Source organism: Labedella gwakjiensis (genome assembly GCF_003014675.1).
In the GTDB taxonomy this organism is placed as follows: Bacteria; Actinomycetota; Actinomycetes; order Actinomycetales; family Microbacteriaceae; genus Labedella; species Labedella gwakjiensis.
In genome coordinates this window covers 2849799-2869107 of record NZ_PYAU01000001.1, presented here as the reverse complement: position 1 = coordinate 2869107, position 19309 = coordinate 2849799, and the positions used below count along the sequence as shown (strand labels likewise).

Genomic DNA, 19309 nt, shown 5'->3' with positions numbered 1-19309 from the left:
CCACCGGGGATCGGTCGACGACAGCGAGACCTCGCGAAGATGTGCACTGTGCACATCGAACCCGTGATGTGGTGCACACAGCACATCGTGTCGATACGCGGGTCGTCGTACCGTGGCAGCGTTCCTCTCCCCCGTCGCGTCCCACCTCCCGTTTCGAAGGACAGCCCCATGGCCCGTACAGCCCCTGCAGACGACTTCGCCCTGAGCCGCGTCGACCCCTCGGCCCAGAAGCCCTGGTTCGGCATCGCCGTCCAACGCTTCGGTCAGGTGTCGGCGCTGTCCCAGTTCCTCCTCGGAGCCACGCTCGGCTACAGCATGTCGTTCGCCGACGCCGCGCTCGCGCTGCTCCTCGGTTCGATCATCCTCGAGATCATCATGTGCATCGTCGGCATCATCGGTCAGAAAGAGGGCCTGAACACAGCCCTCCTCGCGCGTTGGACCGGATTCGGCGAGATCGGCGCCAGTCTCGTCGGGCTCGCCATCGGCATCAGCCTCATCGGGTGGTTCGGCATCCAGTCGGCGATCTCCGCGCAGTCCCTCGACGTCCTCATGCCGGGCGTCATGCCCATCTGGGCCTGGAGCCTCATCTTCGGTCTCGCCGTGACCGCCATCGTCAGCTTCGGCTTCGTCGGTATGCAGTGGCTCGCGAACGTCACCGTTCCCCTCTTCCTCATCCTCGTCGGATGGTCGGTCGTCAGCGAACTCTCCCGCCACGACCTCGGTGAGCTCCTCACGGGACCGGCCCCCGGTCCGGCCATGAGCGTGTGGGCCGGCACCGGCATCGTCGCGGGCGGTCTCATCGTCGGCGCGATCATCACCGCCGACATGACCCGCTTCAACCGGTCGAAGGCCGACGTCGTCAAGCAGACCGTCGTGGGAGTGACACTCGGCGAGTTCGTCATCGGACTCGCCGGCGTGCTGCTCGCTCACGCGGCAGCGTCTGGCGACATCGTCGCGATCGTCACGTCCTCGATCGGGTTCGTCGGTCTCATCATCGTCATCACGGGCACACTCAAGATCAACGACTGGAACCTCTACTCGTCGACACTCGGCCTCGTGAACTTCATCTCGACCGCCTTCGCCAAGAAGCTCAACCGCGTCACCACGACGATCGTTCTCGGCGTCGTCGGCTCGATCCTCGCGGCGGCGGGAATCCTGTCGCAGTTCACGGGCTTCCTCACCATCCTCGGTGTCGCCTTCCCACCCATCGCCGGCATCATCGTCGCCGAGTACTTCGTCGTGAAGCGCTGGCGCGGGGAGCTCGACAGCTCCCGCGCCGTCGGCCGCCTCCCCGAGACGGCCCCGCGCATCGTCCCCGCGACGATCGTCATCTGGGTGGTCTCGGCGGTCACGGGCTATCTCGTGACCTGGGGCATCCCGGCCGTCCTGTCGCTCGTGCTCTCGATGGTCCTCTACATCGTTGCCGGCAAGCTCGGACTCGTCACAGGGGTCGGGCGGGCGACGACTGCGCAGTCGGCCGATCTGGTCGCACCGGAGACGGCCACGGTCCCCTGACCGCCTCTCCGCTCCACCCTCCAGCAGCACCACCCCGAAAGCGAGACACAGTGCACATCGGAATCGACGTCGGCGGAACCAACACCGACGCAGTCCTCATGGACGGGCGGCGCACCGTCGCCGGCGTGAAGAACTCGACGAGTCCCGACGTCACGACGGGCATCGTCGAGGCGATCGCGAGCCTCCGCGAGGCGCACCACTTCGACGGCGACGACATCAGCGCCGTCATGATCGGCACGACCCACTTCATCAACGCCCTCGTGCAGGCGAAGGGGCTCGCTCCCACCGCGGCCGTCCGACTCGGGCTCCCGGCGACCAAGGCGTTGCCTCCGCTCGTCGACTGGCCGGAGGCGCTCATCGAGGCGATCGACGCTCGCGGCTACCTCGCCCACGGCGGGTACGAGTTCGACGGCCGCCCGATCTCGCCGCTCGATCCCGACGAGCTCCGCGGGATCGCGCGCGACATGGCGTCGCACGGCGTGCGCTCGGTGGCCGTCTCGTCGGTCTTCAGCCCCGTCAATCACGATCTCGAGGTGACCGCGGCGGGCATCCTCTCCGAGGTGCTCGGCGACGACGTCGCGATCTCCCTCTCCCACGAGATCGGACGGATCGGACTGCTCGAGAGGGAGAACGCGACCATCATCAATGCGGCGCTCCGCGAACTCGCGAGCGAGATCGTCGATGGGCTCACGTCGGCGGTGCGGGCACAGGGCATCACCGCGCCCATCTTCCTCAGCCAGAACGACGGGACCCTCATGGACGAGGACTACGTCCGCCTCTACCCCGTGGCCACGTTCGCGTCGGGTCCGACGAACTCGATGCGCGGCGCCGCCCTCACGAGTGGCCTGGAGACGTGCGCCGTCGTCGACATCGGCGGGACCACGGCCGACATCGGTCTCCTCGTGAACGGATTCCCTCGGGAGACCGCGAACGAGGTCAAGGTGGCGGGCATCCGCACCAACTTCCGGATGCCGGACGTCCTCTCCATCGGCATCGGCGGCGGCAGCGTCGTCGACGAGGAGACCGGGGAGGTCGGACCCGAATCGGTCGGTTACAGGCTCACGACGGACGCCCTCGTCTTCGGCGGCACCGTCCTCACGGCGACCGACATCGCCGTCGCCGCCGGGCGGGCCTCTGTCGGAGACGCGTCGCGCGTCGCGCACCTCGATCGGGCTTTCGTCACCCGGGTCCTCGATCGCATCGCCGAACGCATCGCCGAGGCCGTGGACCGTATGCGCACGTCCCCCGAGCCCATTCCGGTCGTCGCCGTCGGCGGCGGCTCCATCCTGCTGCCGGACGAGCTCCCCCTCTTCGGCACGGTCCACCGTCCGGAGAACTACGCGGTCGCCAACGCGATCGGTGCGTCGATCGCGCAGGTCGGAGGCGAGATCGACAAGGTCTACGCCGTCAGCCCCGGCGCGCGCGAGCAGACCGTCGCGGAGGTCAGGGCCGAAGCCGTCGACAAGGCGATCGCCGCGGGCGCGACACCCGGCTCGGTGTCGATCGTCGACTTCGACGAGGTCCCGATCCCCTACCTGCCGGGCAATGCGACACGCATCCGCGTGAAGGCCGTCGGCGACCTCGACATGGCGGTGGGCTCGTGAGCTGGACGCTCGGCCCCGATGACATCGCCGGACTCGCCCGTGGAGCCGCCGTGCTCGGGACCGGAGGAGGAGGCGACCCCTACATCGGATCCCTCCTCGCGCGACAGGCGCTGAACCAGCACGGTCCCGTCACCGTCGTCGACCTCGACGACGTACCCGACGACGCACTCGTCCTGACCGTGGCGATGATGGGCGCGCCGACGGTCATGGTGGAGAAGCTGCCGAGCCTCGACGAGGTCGTGGCACCCGTTCTCGCCCTCGGCGCATCCCTCGGCCGGCCCGTCACGCACATCGCGTGTGCCGAGGTCGGCGGAGTGAACTCCACGATCCCCGTGGCGGCCGCCGCCGCCCTCGGGCTGCCCCTCATCGACGGGGACGGCATGGGACGGGCGTTCCCGGAACTGCAGATGGTGCTGCCGACGCTCTACGACGTCACCGCGTCGCCCCTCGCGTTCAGCGACGAGAAGGGCAACGTCGGGGTCCTCAACACGGTCGACAACCACTGGACGGAACGCATCGCCCGCGTGGCCTGCGTCGAGATGGGCTGCTCGATCATGATCGCGGGTTTCCCAATGGACGGGGCGACCGCACGAGCTGCCCTCGTGGGCGGAACGCTCCGTCACAGCGTCGAGATCGGTGTGGGCATCGAGGAGGCCAGGACGTCGAAGACCGACCCGGTCGCTCGTACCGTCGGCGTCCTCGGTGGGCGTGAGCTCTTCGCCGGGAAGGTCGCCGATGTGGAACGCGCGACGACGACGGGATTCGCTCGAGGTCGCGCGCGTGTCGACGGCACCGGGTCGTCCCTCGAACTGTCGTTTCAGAACGAGCACCTCATCGCACGCATCGACGGGACCGTCGTCGTCACGACGCCCGACCTCATCATCGTTCTCGATCACGAGTCGGGAGAGCCCATCACGACGGAGGGCCTCCGCTACGGGCAGCGTGTGCGCGTGATCGCCGCACCGAGCGACCCGCGCTGGCACGGCGCCGCCGCTCTCGCGATGGTCGGCCCCGGATACTTCGGCTACGACGTCGACGCGCACCGCTTCGACGGCACAGTGTCGACCGGTGCGGAGGCCGCAGCATGAGCTGGAGACTCACCGCGGCCGATCTCCCAGACCTCGCACGGGGTGCCACGCTCCTCGGGACCGGGGGCGGCGGGGATCCCTACATCGGGACGCAGCTCGTCGAACAGGTCCTCGGGGAGGGTTTCATCGAGATCCTCGACCCCGACGAGATCGCAGACGACCTCTTCGTGATTCCGACGGCCCAGATGGGTGCGCCGACGGTGATGATCGAGAAGATCCCCGCCGGGACGGAGCCGACGCTCGCGCTGCGCACCCTCGAGGAGCACCTCGGCCGCACGGCGGATGCGACGATGCCCATCGAATGCGGCGGCATCAACTCGATGATCCCCCTCCTCGTCGCGGCGGAGACGGGACTTCCCGTCGTTGATGCCGACGGCATGGGGCGGGCGTTCCCCGAACTCTCGATGGAGACGTTCGCCGTCTACGGCGTACACGGTTCGCCCCTCGCCCTCGCGGGTGAGCGCGGCGAACGCGTCATCATCGACACCGGTGACGACGACAGGCAGATGGAGTGGCTCGCCCGCGGTATCACCATCCGTCTCGGCGGCGTCGCGCACATCGCGGAGTACGCGATGACAGGCGCCGACGTGAGACGGACCGCCGTGCCACGCACGATCTCGATGGCTCTCGCGCTCGGACGCGCCATCCGGATCGCGCGGGAACGGCACGAATCGCCCGTGTCGGCGATCGCCGACACTCTCTCGACGACGCTCTACCCCCACGTCCGCGAACTCTTCGTCGGGAAGGTCAGCGATGTCGAACGCCGCACGACGGAGGGCTTCGCGAAGGGCCGAGCGACGATAGCGTCGGTCGATCCCGCGTCGAAGGACACGATCGAGCTCACGTTCCAGAACGAGAACCTCATCGCCCGCCGCGGTGAGACGGTCGTCGCGATCGTCCCCGATCTCATCTGCGTCGTGGACGCCGAATCCTGCGAGCCCATCACGACGGAGGGGCTGCGCTACGGGCAGAGGGTCCGCGTCCTCGGCATCTCGACACCGGAGATGATGCGTACGCCGGACGCTCTCGCGACGTTCGGCCCGAGCGCATTCGGACTCACGGAAGCGTTCGTCCCGGTGGAGGCTCGCGATTAGCCTGGACCCATGGTGACGATCGTCGCGCAGCAGGACCTCCGCACCCTCGGTCGCGGCTTCTGCGCCCTCGGCTCGGGCGGCGGCGGACGGACGACCATGTGGGAGCTCGTCCTCGCCCGAGCGGCGATCTGGCCCATCGAGGTCGCGGATGTCGACGAGGTCCCGGCCGACACCCCGTGTGTCGCCGTCGCCCACGGCGGGTCGACGCTCCTCCTCGAGGAACGCATCGTCGGAGATGCGCCCTTCGCCGAGCTCGTCGACGCTGCCGAACGATGGACGGGCGTCCGCGCGACGGCCGTGTGCGCCATCGAGGGGGCCGGCCTCAACGGCCTCGCGCCGTTCTCCCTCGCGCCGGCCCTGACCGTCGTGGACGCCGACCTCATGGGACGGGCCCTCCCCCGACTCGATCAGCTGACCCTGCTCGTCGACCGGGTTCCCGGAGTCGTCGTGGTCTGCAGCACGGGCGCGGGAGTGGCCATCGTCGACTCGCGCCGAGCGGCCGACGTCGAGAGCGTCGTCCGAAGCGCGATCGTCGAGGCCGGTGGCATGACGGCCGTGCTCGTGGCCGGTTTCACGGTGGGCGACCTGCGCGAGCACGCGGTGCTCGGCGGGCTGCGTCGAGCGGCCGCCGTCGGCAGCGCGTTCGACGACCGGGAGGCCGCCCAGTCGATCGCGGACCTCGGCGAGCGCCTCGACGGTCGATTGCTCGGGCGCGGCCGGGTCGCAGGTGTCGAGGCCTCTCCGACGGATCCGTTCGCCTCGACCATCGAGATCCGTGGCGACGACGGCAGCATCCTCCGTGTCGTCGCCCGCTCCGAATCGCTCGCGGTCCTGCGCGACGGCCGGGTGGAGGCCGCGACCCCCGAGATCCTCCTCACCGTGGACTCCATCTCGCGCGAGATCCTCCAGGTGGAAGACATCGTCTACGGTCGGCATGTCGCTGTCTTCAGTCTCGGACCGCCCTCATGGTGGACGCGGACTCCTGAGCGGCTCGCACACGTCGCGCCCGCCGCCTACGGTGTGCCCGACCTGGAGGAGGCGAGATGAGCGCCGTCCTCGACGCCGCGGCGCTCCTCGCCCATCCACGGAACGGCGGCCTACGCATCGTCGCGGGATCGACCGCCGACGAGTGGACGGGGGTCGAGGTCGCCACAGGTGCCGACGACCTCCCCGCGACGGATACGTCGGCTCTCGCCATCCTCACCACACCGCCGCCGGCGACGAGTTGGCAACAGGATGCCCTCGTGCGCCGCGTGCGCGACCGCGGCTACCGAGCACTGGCCCTCCCCCGCGCCGACGTGCTCGGGCAAGGGACCCGAACCCTCGCCGACAGACTCGGCCTGGTCGTCTTCGACACCGAAGAACCACTCGCGCTCGCGAAGGCGTGTTGGAAACTCGTCGAGGGACGCGACGCTCTCACGCTCGGCTACGTGAGGCACGTCGCCCAGTCGATCGAGTACCACGCGTCCGGCCTCCTCGACCTCCTGCGTCACCTCTCCGCGAGTGTCGGCCATGGCATCGCGCTCGTCGACTCGACCGGGGTCGTGCTCGAGGCCGGCGGATCACTCGCCGCGTCGGTGCATGCCGCCATCGATTTCGGCCCGTGGCTCGACACCGTAGCGACCCCCGACGGGGCCGCGGCCTCGGTGAGTATCGACAGCCCGAGCCGTGCCGGGCTGCGGCTCGCGTTCTTCGACGTGGGCCTGAGCGCGGCCCAGCTGAGCGCCCTCGCTGTGGCCGCCGAGGTCGCCATGCCCGCCGTGGCCGCGCGCATCCTCATCGACGAGGTCGCCGACGTCAACGACGCCGCCGTCGCGTCGGGTCTCCTGCGGGATTTCGTGGAGCAGCGCGACGGTCGGGACCCAGAGCTCGAGCAACGCATGTTCGATCGCGGCTGGCGCACCACAGGCTTCCACGTGGCCTTCCGTGTCATCGGCCGCACCCGCGTCGACACCTTCCAATTGCTGCGCCTCGTCACACGCGAGCTGGCCTCGCGTCCTGGCACGTTCCACGCCGCGACGAGCGGACGCGGGATCACCGCATGGGCGAGCTTTCCAGCGCCTCCGTCGCCGGAACAGGTCGAGGAGCTCGCGGTCGTCATCCGGGAGCTCCATGTCTCGGTGCGCCGAGCGTTCAACGTCGCGACCGGTGTCGGGTCTCTGCAGAGCGGCTCGGCCGGACTCGTCGCGACCATCGACGAAGCGACCGACGCCGCACGCATCGCGGCATCGCGCTCCGCCGCCGGCTGGTTCGTCCGGATCGACACGCTCGGACTCGAGCAGCTCCTCCTCTCGTGGACCGAGAACGACACCTTCGTCCCCGCCGCACGCTCACTCCTCGGGCCCCTGCTCGACCGCGCTCCCGAGCTGCTCGAGACGCTGACCTCCTACCTCGACCACGAGTCGGGCATCGCCGCGACGGCCGACGCCCTCCGACTTCATCGCAACACCGTCTCGACACGCATCGCGAGGGCGAGCGAGCTCCTCAGCCTCGACCTCTCGGACTCCGAGGTGCGGCTCGCCGTCCACCTCGCCTGTCGCGCCCTCCTGAGGTCCACGACGAGCGCCTCCGGGCGACGACACCGCGGCTGAGCCCCTCAGATCGCCTCGACGACCGTCGCCGCGTCAACCGACGCCACGACAACCGGCACCACGACACAGACCCACCACACCGACCACAACGACACGGGGCGACCCGGAACGGACGAGACCCTATGAGAGCCATCGTGTACGACGCCTTCGGCGGCCCCGTCGAGGTGCGCGACGTCCCCGCGCCGATCGCACCGGACGGCGGCGTCCTCGTGCGCGTTCAGGCCTCTGGCCTCTGCCGCAGCGACTGGCACGCGTGGGCGCACGGCGACGACATGGTCACCCTCCCCCACGTCCCCGGCCACGAGTTCGTCGGGACCATCGAGGATGTCGGCACCGGCGTCACGGGCTGGCACGTCGGGCAGCGCGTGACCGCTCCCTTCGTGTGCGGCTGCGGCGCCTGCGAATGGTGTCGCTCCGGCAACGCGCAGGTGTGCCCGAACCAGACGCAGCCGGGATTCACGCACTGGGGTTCACACGCCGAGCTCGTCGCCATCCACGCGGCGGACGCGAACCTCGTCTCCGTGCCGGACGCGCTCGACGACGATGCGGCCGCGAGCCTCGGCTGCCGGTTCGCGACGGCGTTCCGCGCCGTTCACGCGCGCGCCAACGTGCGGGCTGACGAGTGGATCGCGGTCTACGGTGCCGGCGGCGTCGGGCTCAGCGCCGTCATGATCGCCCGCGCGCTCGGGGCCCGCGTGGTCGCGGTGGACCGCAGCGCCGACGCCCTCGAGCTCGCGCGGTCGCTCGGCGCCGAGCACACGCTCGTGGCTTCGCCGACGACGGCGGACGAGATCGCGTCTCTCACCGGCGGCGGAGCACACGTCTCCGTCGACGCCGTCGGGTCGGCCGAGACGAGTACGTCGGCCGTCAGTTCCCTGCGCCGTCGCGGCCGTCACGTCCAGATCGGTCTCCTGGCCTCCGCCGAGATGCCGAGCCTCCCGCTCGATCGGGTCATCGGATGGGAGCTCGACATCCTCGGCAGCCACGGCATGGCCGCGCGCGACTACGACGAGATGCTCGCGCTCGTCGCGTCGGGGGCGCTGCGCCCCCAGGATCTCGTCGCGGGGAGCGTCGATCTCGACGAGGGAGCGGCGCTCTTGCCGCTCACCGACTCGGCTCCCCCGACCGGGATCCGGGTCATCCATCCCACGGCCTGACTGAAGACCGCCGGGACCCTCGTACGTCACGGGACGGCATCCGGCTCGTCCAGCGGACACGCCGATGCCCGGAAAATGCACAATCGACGTCACTTCATCTCACATCTGAGATACGATGAACCACGTGACAGACGTAACCACGCTACCCACGACCACAGCCCCGCTCCGCGAAGTCGGAGCCCTCATCCGCGGCGCCCGCCAGGGCAAGGGACTCACCCAGTCCCAGCTCGCGGAACGCGTCGGCACGAGCCAGAGCGCGATCAACCGCATCGAGCAGGGCGGGCAGAACATGAGCCTCGACCTCCTCAGCCGGATCAGCGCAGCGCTCGACAGCGAGATCGTCACCTTCGGCGACACCCGCAAGGGCTCCCACCTTCGCGTCCAGGGCGGCGCGAAGCTCCACGGAAGCATCGAGGTCAAGTCGAGCAAGAACGGCGCCGTCGCGCTGCTGTGCGCCGCGCTCATGAACCGCGGCACCACGCGCCTCCACCGCGTCGCACGCATCGTCGAGGTCGATCGCATCATCGACGTCCTGCGCAGCCTCGGCGTGCAGGTCACGTGGTCGGCCGACGGCAACGACGTCGAGATCAAGGTCCCCGAGAAGGTCAAGCTCGACGCGATCGACGAGGAGGCCGGCCGCCGCACGCGCAGCGTCCTCATGTTCCTCGGTCCGCTGCTCGGACGCTTCACCCAGTTCGAGCTCCCGTACGCCGGCGGCTGCGACCTCGGCACCCGCACGGTCGAGCCTCACCTCATCGCGCTCCGCCCCTTCGGGCTCGAGGTCGAGGCCGGCGCCGGCTGGTACCACGCCACCGTGACGCCGAAGTCGGACGAGCAGATCACCGTCATCCTCACGGAGCGCGGCGACACCGTCACCGAGAACGCGATCATGGCCGCAGCCGTGCGCGACGGCGTCACCGTCATCCGCAACGCGAGCCCCAACTACATGGTGCAGGACCTCTGCTTCTACCTGCAGCTCCTCGGCATCGAGGTGGAGGGCATCGGCTCCACGACGCTCCGCATCACGGGCAAGACGCACATCGACGCGGACGTCGACTACTGGCCAGGAGAGGACCCGGTGGAGGCCATGAGCCTCCTCACCGCCGGCATCGTCACGAACTCGGAGATCACCGTCATGCGTGTCCCGATCGAGTTCATGGAGATCGAGCTCGCCACGCTCAGCGAGATGGGCCTGAAGTACACGATCACGCCGGAGTACCTCGCGAAGAACGAGCGCACGCGTCTCGTCGACGTCACGGTGCACCCGTCGGAGCTGCGCGCGCCGATCGACAAGATCCACCCGATGCCGTTCCCCGGCCTCAACATCGACAACCTGCCGTTCTTCGCGGTCATCGCGGCATGCGCAACGGGCGACACGCTGATCCACGACTGGGTGTACGAGGGGCGCGCCATCCACCTCACGGACCTCACGCGCCTCGGGGCGAACGTGCGACTGCGCGACCCGCACCGCCTCGACATCTCGGGCCCGACGCACTGGTCGGGTGCAGAGGTCAGCTGCCCCCCGGCCCTGCGGCCCGCCGTCGTGATCCTGCTCGCGATGCTCGCGGCGAAGGGCACGAGCGTCCTGCGCAACGTGGACATCATCGCGCGCGGCTACGAGCAGCTCCAGGAGCGCCTGATCTCCCTGGGCGCCTCCATCGAGTCCTTCCGCGACTAACCCAAAGGGCTACTCCCGAGCGAGGGCGCCAGGTACACCTGGCGCCCTCGACTCATATCTGGCGCCCTCGCACCACGTGGCCGCGCCCGAACACGAAGAGGACACGACCCCACGGGGCCGCGTCCTCTCGTCGTCGTCGCGGTCGGCGCTACTCGCGGATCGCCGCTCCGAAACGACTCCCGGCGAGGGCCGCTCCGGCGACCTTCGCGTCGCTCGCCTCCGCCGCGGTCAGCGTGTGATCGTCAGAGCGGAACCGCAGCGCGAAGGTGAGGCTCTTCGTGCCCTCCTCGAGCCCCTGTCCGCGGTAGTCGTCTACGAGTCGGACGTCCTCGAGCAGCTCCCCCGCACCCTCGCGCACGGCCGACAGCACGGCGGACGCCGGCACCCGGTCGGTCACGACGAGCGACAGGTCCTGCGTCGCGGCCGGCATCACGCGGATCGGCGTGGCGTCGACGGTCTCGCGGGACGCCGCGATCACCGCATCGAGATCGAGCTCGAGCGCCGCGACCGTGCGCGGCAGATCGAGGTCACGCGCGACGGACGGCAGCAGCTCACCGGCGTATCCGATCGGCGCACCCGCCACGCTCAGCGCGGCGGTGCGGCCGGGGTGGAACGCGTGATGGCGCCCCTGTGCGACGTCGATCTGCACACCCGTCGCGAGCGAGACGACCTCGACGGCGGCGAGGACATCGGCGAGCCCGGCGGGCACCGCCGACTCCCCCACGCGCTTGGGTAGGCGGTTCCCGAGTGAGATCACGCCCACGTGACGCGGCTGCGGCGGGATGCCGTCCTCCAGCTTGGCGAGGTGCTCGGCCGTGGGACGCTGCGCCGCCGACGGCAGCTCGCGCTGGCCGTACGAACGACCACGAGCAGGACGGAACACCGTTCCCGACTCGAAGAGCGTGAGATCCGTGAGCCCGCGCGAGAGGTTGCGCCCCGCCACGGCGAGGAGCCCGGGCAGGAGCGAGGTTCGGAGGAACGGCACCGTCGCGTCGAGCGGGTTGGCGACGCGGACGGCCTCCGGCGTATCGCCGTCGGGGGCCCCGAAGAGCGCATTCTGCTCGGCGGCGACGAACGGGTACGCGAGCACCTCGGTCGCACCCCAGGCGGCGAGCGCGTCGGCCACCCGGCGGCGCTGGATCTGTGCCGGCGTGAGCCCACGACCGGGAGGAGCGACGGGCAGTACGGCCGGAATACGGTCGTACCCCAGGATGCGCGCGACCTCTTCCACGAGATCGGCCCGCTCGGTGATGTCGGGTCTCCATGAGGGCGGCGTCACCGCGAGATCCGACTCGGAGTCGTCGACGACGCACCCTACCTCGCGGAGGGCCGCGATCGTCTCGTCGCGTCCCGCCTCGAAACCGACGAGCCGCGACACGTAGCCGTCGGGGAGTGCGATGACGGCAGGCGTCTCCGCCTCGTCGATCACCGTCGTCTCTTCGTCGACCGTTCCACCCGCGAGCTCGACGAGCAGCTGCGCCACCCGGTCGGCGGCGTTCGACGCCACGTTGGGGTCGACGCCGCGCTCGAACCGCTTGGACGCTTCGCTCGGAAGCTTGTGACGACGGGCCGTGCGCGCGATCGAGACGGTGTCGAAGCGCGCGGCCTCCACGAGGATGTTCCGCGTGTCATCCGTGATCTCGGTGGTGGCGCCACCCATCACCCCGGCCAGGCCGATGGGGCCAGACTCATCGGTGATGAGGAGGTCCTCCGTGTGGAGCGCGCGGTCCTGGCCGTCGAGGGTCGTCAGACGCTCCCCCGCCTCGGCACGGCGGACGACGATGCCGCCGCTCAACCGGTCGAGGTCGTAGCCGTGGATCGGCTGGCCGAGCTCGAGCATCACGTAGTTCGTGATGTCGACGGGCAGCGAGATCGAGCGGATCCCCGCGAGGCGCAGACGAGACGACATCCACGTGGGTGTCGGCCGGCTCACGTCGACACCGCGCACGGTGCGCGCGACGAACACGGACGCGCCGACGCGACCGCGGATGGGCGCCTGGTCGGTGATCGAGACGGGATAGCCGCCTTCGCGGGCAGCCGGGCGGTCGAACGCCTCGGCGGGATCGGTGAAGGCGGCACCGGTGGCGTGCGAGTACTCGCGAGCGACGCCCCGGATGGAGAAGGCGTAACCCCGGTCGGGAGTGACGTTGATCTCCACCGCCGAGTCGTCGAGCCCGAGCAGTGCGATCACGTCGGAGCCGACGGGTGCATCGCCGAGCCCGAGCTCGGCTAGACGGAGGATGCCGTCGTGCTCGTCGCCGAGCCCGAGTTCGCGGGACGACGCGATCATGCCGTCGGACACGTGACCGTAGGTCTTCCGAGCGGCGATCGGGAACGGTCCGGGAAGGACCGCACCGGGCAGAGTCACGGGGACCTTGTCGCCCACGAAGAAGTTCGACGCACCGCACACGATGCCGTGCACGCTCTCGCCGCCATCGGCAGCCGTCTCACCCTCGGGCGCGACGCGCACCTGGCACCAACGGATGGTCTTGCCGTTCTTCTGCGGCTCCTCGACGAACTCGAGGACCTCGCCGACGACGATAGGACCGGAGAGCTCGACCCGGTGGATCTCCTCCTCCTCGAGTCCGACGCGCACGAGCGCGGCGTGCACGTCCTCCGGGGTCGTCCCCGGGGTGAGCTCGACGAACTCCGCGAGCCAACTGAGCGGAACCCGCATCGTCACACCACCATCCCGAACTGCTGGGAGAAACGTACGTCTCCCTCGACCATGTCGCGCATGTCCTGCACGTCCGAGCGGAACATGAGGGTGCGCTCGAGCCCCATGCCGAAGGCGAAGCCCGAGTAGACGTCGGGGTCGATGCCCGCGGCGCGGAGCAGGTTGGGGTGCACCATGCCGCAGCCGCCCCACTCGATCCAGCGCGCGCCGCCCGAGAAGGTGGGGTGCCAGAGGTCGAGCTCGGCGCTCGGCTCGGTGAAGGGGAAGTAGCTGGGACGCAGACGGATCTGCGCCTCCTCGCCGAAGAGCGTGCGGGCGGCGTGCTCGAGTGTGCCGCGCAGGTGCGCCATCGTGAGGCCCTTGTCGACGGCGAGGCCCTCGAACTGGCTGAACACCGGAGTGTGGGTCGCGTCGAGCTCATCGGTCCGGTACGTGCGTCCGGGCGCGAGCACGTACACGGGCAGATCCCGCTCGAGGAGCGCACGGATCTGCACGGGCGACGTGTGGGTGCGCAGCACGAGGTGCGAGTCGACGGGGTCGACGAAGAACGTGTCCTGCATCGCGCGCGCGGGGTGGTCGGCGTCGAAGTTGAGGGCGTCGAAGTTGAACCACTCGCTCTCGACCTCTGGTCCCTCCGCGATCTCCCAGCCCATGCCGACGAACACGTCGGAGACGCGCTCCTGCAGCAGCGTGAGCGGGTGGCGGGCGCCGGGACGGTAGGCGGTGGCGACGGCGGTCACGTCGACGGTCTCGGCGGCGAGGCGGGCGTTCTCCTCCTCCACGACGAGTTCCTGCTCGCGAGCGGCGAACGCCTGGTTCACGCGACCGCGGGCTTGGCCCATGAGCTTGCCGAGCGGAGCCTTCAGCTCGGGGGCGACGTTGCGCAGCTCGCCGTTCAGGCGGGCGAGCGTCGAGCGCTCCCCCGCGTGCTCGGCGCGGACCTGCTTGAGCGAAGCGGAATCGGTCGCGACGGCGACAGCGGCGAGCGCCGCATCGACCGCTGCGGAGACGGCTTCTTCCGTGATGGCAGTGGGTTCGGACACGATCACCAAGTCTAGTGAGTGATCGTGTGCGCCGACGGCGTCAGGCAGCGCCGAGTCCGCCGCTCCCGGATGCGAGGGCCTGTGCATTCGCGTTCGGGGTCGAGTCGAGGATGGTCTTGTCCGGCTTCCCCTTCTTGCCCGTGCGCTTCCGTTCCTCGCTGCGGGCGAGCCACCGCGCGAACCACGACAGAAGCAGGTTGATTGTGAGGTAGATCGCGAGAGCGACGAAGAACAGCGAGAACATGTAGCGGTTCCCGTAGAAGTTCGCGAGATAGTTCGTCGTCTGGCGGAGCAACTCGGGGTAGCCCACGATGTAGCCGAGTGAGGTGTCCTTCAGCAGTACAACGAGCTGCGCGATGATGATCGGCAGCATCTGTCGAAACGCCTGCGGGAACTCGATGAGCAGTCGTGTGCGGAGCGGCGTGAGTCCGAGGCTGAGGCCCGCCTCCCGCTGCCCCTTCGGCAGCGAGGCGATGCCGGCGCGGAGCGCCTCGCCGATGAGCGTGCCGTTGTAGATGATGAGTGCCGTGACGACGGCCCAGAGCGCGCCCGTCGAGAAGACGAGCAGGATGAAGAGCATCATGAGCAGAACCGGCATGCCGCGGCAGAACTCGATGAGGACGGTGGTGGGGATGCGAACCCAGGGGTTCGCGGCCGTGCGGAGGATCGAGAGGATCACTCCGACGATCACGGCGCCGACAGCGCCGATTCCAGCCGCCTGCAGGGTACGGACCGTGGCCTCGCCAATGGACTGCCACACGATGGGCTCGGAGAAGATGTCCCACCGCTCGGGAGCGAACATGCCCGACAGGGTGATTCCCCCCGAAGCCTGACGAGGCGCAGCGAGAGTCATGATCACCCAGGCGAGACCCCCAGCGATGAGCGCGATACCGACGATGGAGAGGATGCGGGACAGACGCCGGGCCTTGGGGCCGGGGGCGTCGAAGAGGACAGCCGAGCCGCTCATCGGGTCACCGCGACCTTTCGCTCGAGGTGCGCGGCGATCTGGCCGAGCGGCACCGTGATGACGAGGTAGAAGAATGCGACGCCGAGCAGGATCGCGATGACCGCGTTGCCGTTGGCGTTCACGAGCGCGCGTCCCACTCCGAAGAGTTCGGTGACGTAGAAGGCCCCCGCGATGGACGTGTTCTTCGTGAGTGCGATGAAGACGTTGATGAGGGGCGGAATGGTCATGCGGATCGCCTGTGGGAAGACCACGAAGCCGACGGTCTGTCCGAATCCGAGGCCGAGGCTCCGCGCAGCTTCTGCCTGTCCGAGGGCCACCCCGTTGATGCCCGAGCGAAGCGCTTCGGCGACGAACGGCGAGGTGTAGACGCTCAGCGCGATGAAGGCGAAGGCGAGGTACGGGAAGTCGACTCCCAGGATCGGAAGCACGATGGCGCAGAAGAAGAACACGAGTGTGAGAGGGGTGCAGCGGACGATCTCGGTGTAGACGGTCGCGAAGCCCCGGAGGGACGCGACCGGTGAGATCCGGAAGATCGCGATGACGATCCCGATCAGGGTCGCGAAGACACCGCCGACGACGGTCAGTTGGAGCGTCACGAGGAACCCCGTCCAGTAGACGGGGAGGTTGTCGAAGATCACCTGCACGGGCGAGGCCTCTCTGGGTGAAGCGGAAGGGAGCGAGCGTTCCCCCGCGGACCATGCCGCGGGGGAACGCTCGTCATCGGGTCAGTCCTCGTAACGGTCGACCGCGGGCGGGTCGACGTACGGAAGCACCGTTCCGGCGGTGTCCTCCCAGGCCTGCTCGTACGAGCCGTCCTCGTAGGACTCCTCGATCACGTCGTTGATCCAGTCGCGGAACTCGACGTCGTCCTTCGCGAGGCCGATGCCGTAGGGCTCCTGCGTGAAGGGCTCGCCGACGACCTTGAACTCGCCCTCGTTCTGGGCGGCGAGGCCGGCCAGGATGACGTTGTCGGTGCTCACGGCGACGACCTGACCCGTGCGCAGCGGCTCGAGGCAGTTGGCGTAGGTGTCGGTCAGCACGACCTCGGCACCGAGCTCGGTGAGGTTGTCGGCCGGCGTGGAACCGGAGACCGAGCACACCGGCTGGCCGACGAGGTCGTCCTCGCTCTCGATGTCCTCGTTGTCCGCGAGCGTCAGGATCGACTGACCGGCCTCGTAGTACGGACCGGCGAAGGAGATGACTTCCTTGCGCTCGTCGTTGATCGTGTACGTCGCGATGACGATGTCGACCTGACCGTTCTCGATGAACGGCTCGCGGTTCGCGGAGACCGTCTCCTCCCACTCGATGTTCTCGGCGGAGATGCCGAGCTTCGCGGCGATGATCTTGCCGATCTCGACGTCGAAGCCGACGGGCGTACCGTCCGGTCCGACGAGACCGAAGAGCGGCTGGTCGAACTTCGTTCCGATGGTGATGGAGCCGGCCTCAGCGAGCTCGGCCATCGTGGTGCCGGCCTCGAACTCGGGCGACTCCTCGACGGCGGCGCCGGGGTTGTCGGTGTCGCTGCTCGATCCGCCACAGGCGGCGAGCGCGAGCGCACCGGCGGCCGCGATGGCGACCAGGGAGAGCTTTTTGCGCATCATATGTTGGATATCCCTCTTCTTCGTTGTACTGCTGCTGTGTTTCCTGTCGCTTGCGCGACGAGGTCTCGGGAGCCGGTCGAACGTCAGTGATTCAGGATCTTCGAGAGGAAGTCCTTGGCGCGATCCGACTGGGGGTTGGAGAAGAACTGCTCGGGCGTGGCCTGCTCGACGAGCTGCCCCTCGGCCATGAAGAGCACGCGGTCGGCGGCCTTGCGTGCGAAGCCCATCTCGTGGGTGACGACGATCATCGTCATGCCCTCCTTGGCGAGGCCGACCATGACGTCGAGGACCTCGTTGATCATCTCGGGGTCGAGCGCGCTCGTGGGCTCGTCCATGAGGATGAGCTTGGGACTCATCGCCAGCGAGCGGGCGATCGCCACACGCTGCTGCTGGCCACCCGACAGCTGGGCCGGCATCTTGTTGGCCTGGTTGGCGACCCCGACGCGCTCGAGGAGCGCCATCGCCCGCTCGTTCGCGTCCTTCTTGGACATCTTCTTCACCTTGATCGGTGCCAGCGTGACGTTCTCGAGGACGGTCTTGTGCGCGAAGAGGTTGAACGACTGGAACACCATGCCCACGTCGGCCCGCAGCTTCGCGAGCGCGGCGCCTTCTTCCGGGAGGCGGTCGCCGTCGATCGTGATCGTGCCGGAGTCGATGGTCTCGAGGCGGTTGATCGCTCGACAGAGCGTCGACTTGCCGGAACCACTCGGCCCGATCACCACGACGACCTCGCCGCGGGCGACGGTGGTGGTGATGTCCTTCAGGACGTGGAGCTCTCCGTAGTGCTTGTTGACACCCTCGATGACGACGAGCGGTTCACCCAGCTTGGCCACCGGAACAGACGTCGTTTCGGGCAGAATGTTGTGCTCCATGCCTCCACGGTAGGTGAGGCAGTGTTACCTCCGTGTGACGGGGAGTCGCCGTTACCCACTTGTGACCACCTCGGGGGCCTGTGGACGACGGGTCAGGAGCGCTGCGCGAAGGCGCTCTCGTAGAGGCACACGGAAGCAGCTGTCGCGAGATTCATCGACTCCGCGTGACCGAAGATCGGCACCGTCACGGCGCGGTCGGCAAGGCCCAGCATCTCGTCCTCGAGGCCGCGCGCCTCGTTTCCGAACACCCAAGCGGTCGGGTCACCGAGCACACCGTCGCGTCGGACGTCGAGGAGGCTCTCGCCTTTCACGTCGGCGGCCAGCACCCGCATCCCGGACGAGCGCGCGCGTCCGACCACGTCGGACAGATCGGCGTCGACCGAGACCGGCAGGTGGAAGATCGAACCGGTCGTCGAGCGGACGACCTTCGGGTTGTAGAGGTCCACCGAACGGCCTGTGAGCACGACGGCGTCGGCTCCGGCGGAATCGGCCGCGCGGATGATCGTGCCCAGGTTGCCCGGGTCGCGGACCTCCTCGAGGATCGCGAGCAGCCGCGGCGGCTCGGCGAAGACGTCCTTGAGCGCTGTGGGGAACTGCCGGCAGACCGCGATGACACCCTGCGGTGTGACGGTGTCGGCGAGGGAGGCGATGACGTCCTCGGTCACGAACTCCACCTCGAGGCCCGCCTTCTCGGCAGCGGCCGCCACATCGGCATAGCGCTCGAGCGCCGTCGGGGTGGCGAAGAGTTCGAGGAGAAGCTCGGGGCGCCACGTGAGGGCTTCTCCGACGGCCTGCGGACCCTCGAGCAGGAAGAGTCCGGTCTCCTGACGGGCCGCACGCTTCGAGAGCTTGGCGACGGCACGGATGCGCGGAGAACGCGGGTTGTCGATCACATCACGAGTCTACGCGCGGAGCCCATGCGACAAACGGCGACAGGCCCGGTCGGAGCGGGAAAACCAGAGGCGGAAACGACGGAACCGGCCGGGGTCTCCCCCGGCCGGTTCTGTTCGATCGTGTAGACGCTGCTTACGCGGCGTTCTCGCTGCGCGGCGCCGAGGTGTCGGCGGGCAGCGCGGCCTTGGCGCTCTTCACGAGAGCGGCGAAGGTGGCGGGCTCGTTCACGGCGAGCTCGGCGAGGATGCGACGGTCGACCTCGATGCCGGCCAGGCCGAGGCCCTGGATGAACCGGTTGTAGGTCAGGCCGTTGGCACGGGACGCAGCGTTGATGCGCTGGATCCAGAGGCGACGGAAGTCACCCTTGCGGGCACGACGGTCACGGTACGAGTAGACCAGGGAGTGGGTGACCTGCTCCTTGGCCTTGCGGTACAGGCGCGAACGCTGGCCGCGGTAACCCTCGGCGCGCTCGAGGATGACGCGACGCTTCTTGTGGGCGTTGACCGCCCTCTTTACTCTTGCCATTTC

General features: G+C 69.0%; 16 protein-coding genes. 8 read left to right on the top strand and 8 right to left on the bottom strand.

Features of this window, described 5'->3' with window-relative positions:
• Positions 1-168: 168 nt before the first annotated feature.
• The 8 genes from CLV49_RS13485 (at position 169) to CLV49_RS13450 (ending at position 10727) form a co-directional block, all read left to right on the top strand.
• Positions 169-1515, top strand: coding sequence for a purine-cytosine permease family protein (locus CLV49_RS13485; RefSeq protein ID WP_106563997.1), 1347 nt, complete (start codon positions 169-171; stop codon positions 1513-1515).
• Positions 1516-1565: 50 nt separating this feature from the next.
• Entirely contained in the window at positions 1566-3119 is a 1554-nt protein-coding gene (locus CLV49_RS13480) for a hydantoinase/oxoprolinase N-terminal domain-containing protein (protein ID WP_106563996.1), read from the top strand.
• Complete coding sequence (locus CLV49_RS13475; RefSeq protein ID WP_106563995.1) at positions 3116-4207, top strand: S-methyl thiohydantoin desulfurase family protein; 1092 nt, start codon at positions 3116-3118, stop codon at positions 4205-4207. Before CLV49_RS13480 ends, CLV49_RS13475 begins: the two co-directional genes overlap by 4 nt.
• Positions 4204-5301, top strand: a complete 1098-nt coding sequence (locus tag CLV49_RS13470; protein ID WP_106563994.1) for an S-methyl thiohydantoin desulfurase family protein — start codon at positions 4204-4206, stop codon at positions 5299-5301. The genes CLV49_RS13475 and CLV49_RS13470 overlap by 4 nt, the downstream gene beginning before the upstream one ends.
• Before the next feature lie 9 nt (positions 5302-5310).
• Entirely contained in the window at positions 5311-6348 is a 1038-nt protein-coding gene (locus tag CLV49_RS13465; RefSeq protein WP_243696569.1) for a DUF917 domain-containing protein, read from the top strand.
• Entirely contained in the window at positions 6345-7892 is a 1548-nt protein-coding gene (locus CLV49_RS13460; protein ID WP_106563993.1) for a PucR family transcriptional regulator, read from the top strand. Before CLV49_RS13465 ends, CLV49_RS13460 begins: the two co-directional genes overlap by 4 nt.
• A gap of 122 nt (positions 7893-8014) precedes the next feature.
• Complete coding sequence (locus CLV49_RS13455) at positions 8015-9049, top strand: zinc-binding dehydrogenase (RefSeq protein ID WP_106563992.1); 1035 nt, start codon at positions 8015-8017, stop codon at positions 9047-9049.
• Positions 9050-9173: 124 nt separating this feature from the next.
• Positions 9174-10727, top strand: coding sequence for a helix-turn-helix domain-containing protein (locus CLV49_RS13450; RefSeq protein WP_244906355.1), 1554 nt, complete (start codon positions 9174-9176; stop codon positions 10725-10727).
• A 148-nt stretch (positions 10728-10875) separates the two neighbouring features.
• Here the strand turns inward: CLV49_RS13450 and pheT are convergent, their stop codons facing one another.
• The 8 genes from pheT to rplT form a co-directional block, all read right to left on the bottom strand.
• Complete coding sequence (pheT, locus tag CLV49_RS13445) at positions 10876-13404, bottom strand: phenylalanine--tRNA ligase subunit beta (RefSeq protein WP_106565108.1); 2529 nt, start codon at positions 13402-13404, stop codon at positions 10876-10878.
• A 2-nt stretch (positions 13405-13406) separates the two neighbouring features.
• Positions 13407-14447: a phenylalanine--tRNA ligase subunit alpha gene (gene pheS, locus CLV49_RS13440; protein WP_106565107.1), complete on the bottom strand. Its 1041-nt coding sequence runs from the start codon at positions 14445-14447 to the stop codon at positions 13407-13409.
• Between the two features lie 40 nt (positions 14448-14487).
• On the bottom strand, positions 14488-15414 hold the full coding sequence (locus CLV49_RS13435) for an amino acid ABC transporter permease (protein ID WP_106563990.1): 927 nt from the start codon (positions 15412-15414) through the stop codon (positions 14488-14490).
• The gene (locus tag CLV49_RS13430; RefSeq protein WP_106563989.1) at positions 15411-16058 is read right to left on the bottom strand and encodes an amino acid ABC transporter permease; all 648 of its coding nucleotides are present in this window, start codon (positions 16056-16058) and stop codon (positions 15411-15413) included. The genes CLV49_RS13435 and CLV49_RS13430 overlap by 4 nt, the downstream gene beginning before the upstream one ends.
• Positions 16059-16139: 81 nt before the next feature.
• Positions 16140-17015, bottom strand: a complete 876-nt coding sequence (locus CLV49_RS13425; protein WP_106563988.1) for a glutamate ABC transporter substrate-binding protein — start codon at positions 17013-17015, stop codon at positions 16140-16142.
• A gap of 83 nt (positions 17016-17098) precedes the next feature.
• Positions 17099-17887 carry an amino acid ABC transporter ATP-binding protein gene (locus CLV49_RS13420; protein ID WP_106563987.1) on the bottom strand — a complete coding sequence of 263 codons (789 nt, stop codon included), beginning with the start codon at positions 17885-17887 and terminating at the stop codon, positions 17099-17101.
• A 92-nt stretch (positions 17888-17979) separates the two neighbouring features.
• A complete protein-coding gene (locus CLV49_RS13415) occupies positions 17980-18780 on the bottom strand; it encodes a TrmH family RNA methyltransferase (RefSeq protein ID WP_106563986.1) in 801 nt (266 codons plus the stop codon).
• 133 nt (positions 18781-18913) lie between these two features.
• Positions 18914-19306: a 50S ribosomal protein L20 gene (gene rplT, locus CLV49_RS13410; RefSeq protein WP_106563985.1), complete on the bottom strand. Its 393-nt coding sequence runs from the start codon at positions 19304-19306 to the stop codon at positions 18914-18916.
• Between the last annotated feature and the right edge of the window lie 3 nt (positions 19307-19309).

Coding starts and splice junctions, on each gene's coding strand:
- rplT (WP_106563985.1), bottom strand. CDS start 19,306: ATGGCAAGAGTAAAGAGGGCGGTCAACGCCCACAAGAAGCGTCGCGTC.
- CLV49_RS13460 (WP_106563993.1), top strand. CDS start 6,345: ATGAGCGCCGTCCTCGACGCCGCGGCGCTCCTCGCCCATCCACGGAAC.
- pheT (WP_106565108.1), bottom strand. CDS start 13,404: ATGCGGGTTCCGCTCAGTTGGCTCGCGGAGTTCGTCGAGCTCACCCCG.
- CLV49_RS13465 (WP_243696569.1), top strand. CDS start 5,311: ATGGTGACGATCGTCGCGCAGCAGGACCTCCGCACCCTCGGTCGCGGC.
- CLV49_RS13435 (WP_106563990.1), bottom strand. CDS start 15,414: ATGAGCGGCTCGGCTGTCCTCTTCGACGCCCCCGGCCCCAAGGCCCGG.
- CLV49_RS13485 (WP_106563997.1), top strand. CDS start 169: ATGGCCCGTACAGCCCCTGCAGACGACTTCGCCCTGAGCCGCGTCGAC.
- CLV49_RS13470 (WP_106563994.1), top strand. CDS start 4,204: ATGAGCTGGAGACTCACCGCGGCCGATCTCCCAGACCTCGCACGGGGT.
- CLV49_RS13425 (WP_106563988.1), bottom strand. CDS start 17,015: ATGATGCGCAAAAAGCTCTCCCTGGTCGCCATCGCGGCCGCCGGTGCG.
- CLV49_RS13420 (WP_106563987.1), bottom strand. CDS start 17,887: ATGGAGCACAACATTCTGCCCGAAACGACGTCTGTTCCGGTGGCCAAG.
- CLV49_RS13455 (WP_106563992.1), top strand. CDS start 8,015: ATGAGAGCCATCGTGTACGACGCCTTCGGCGGCCCCGTCGAGGTGCGC.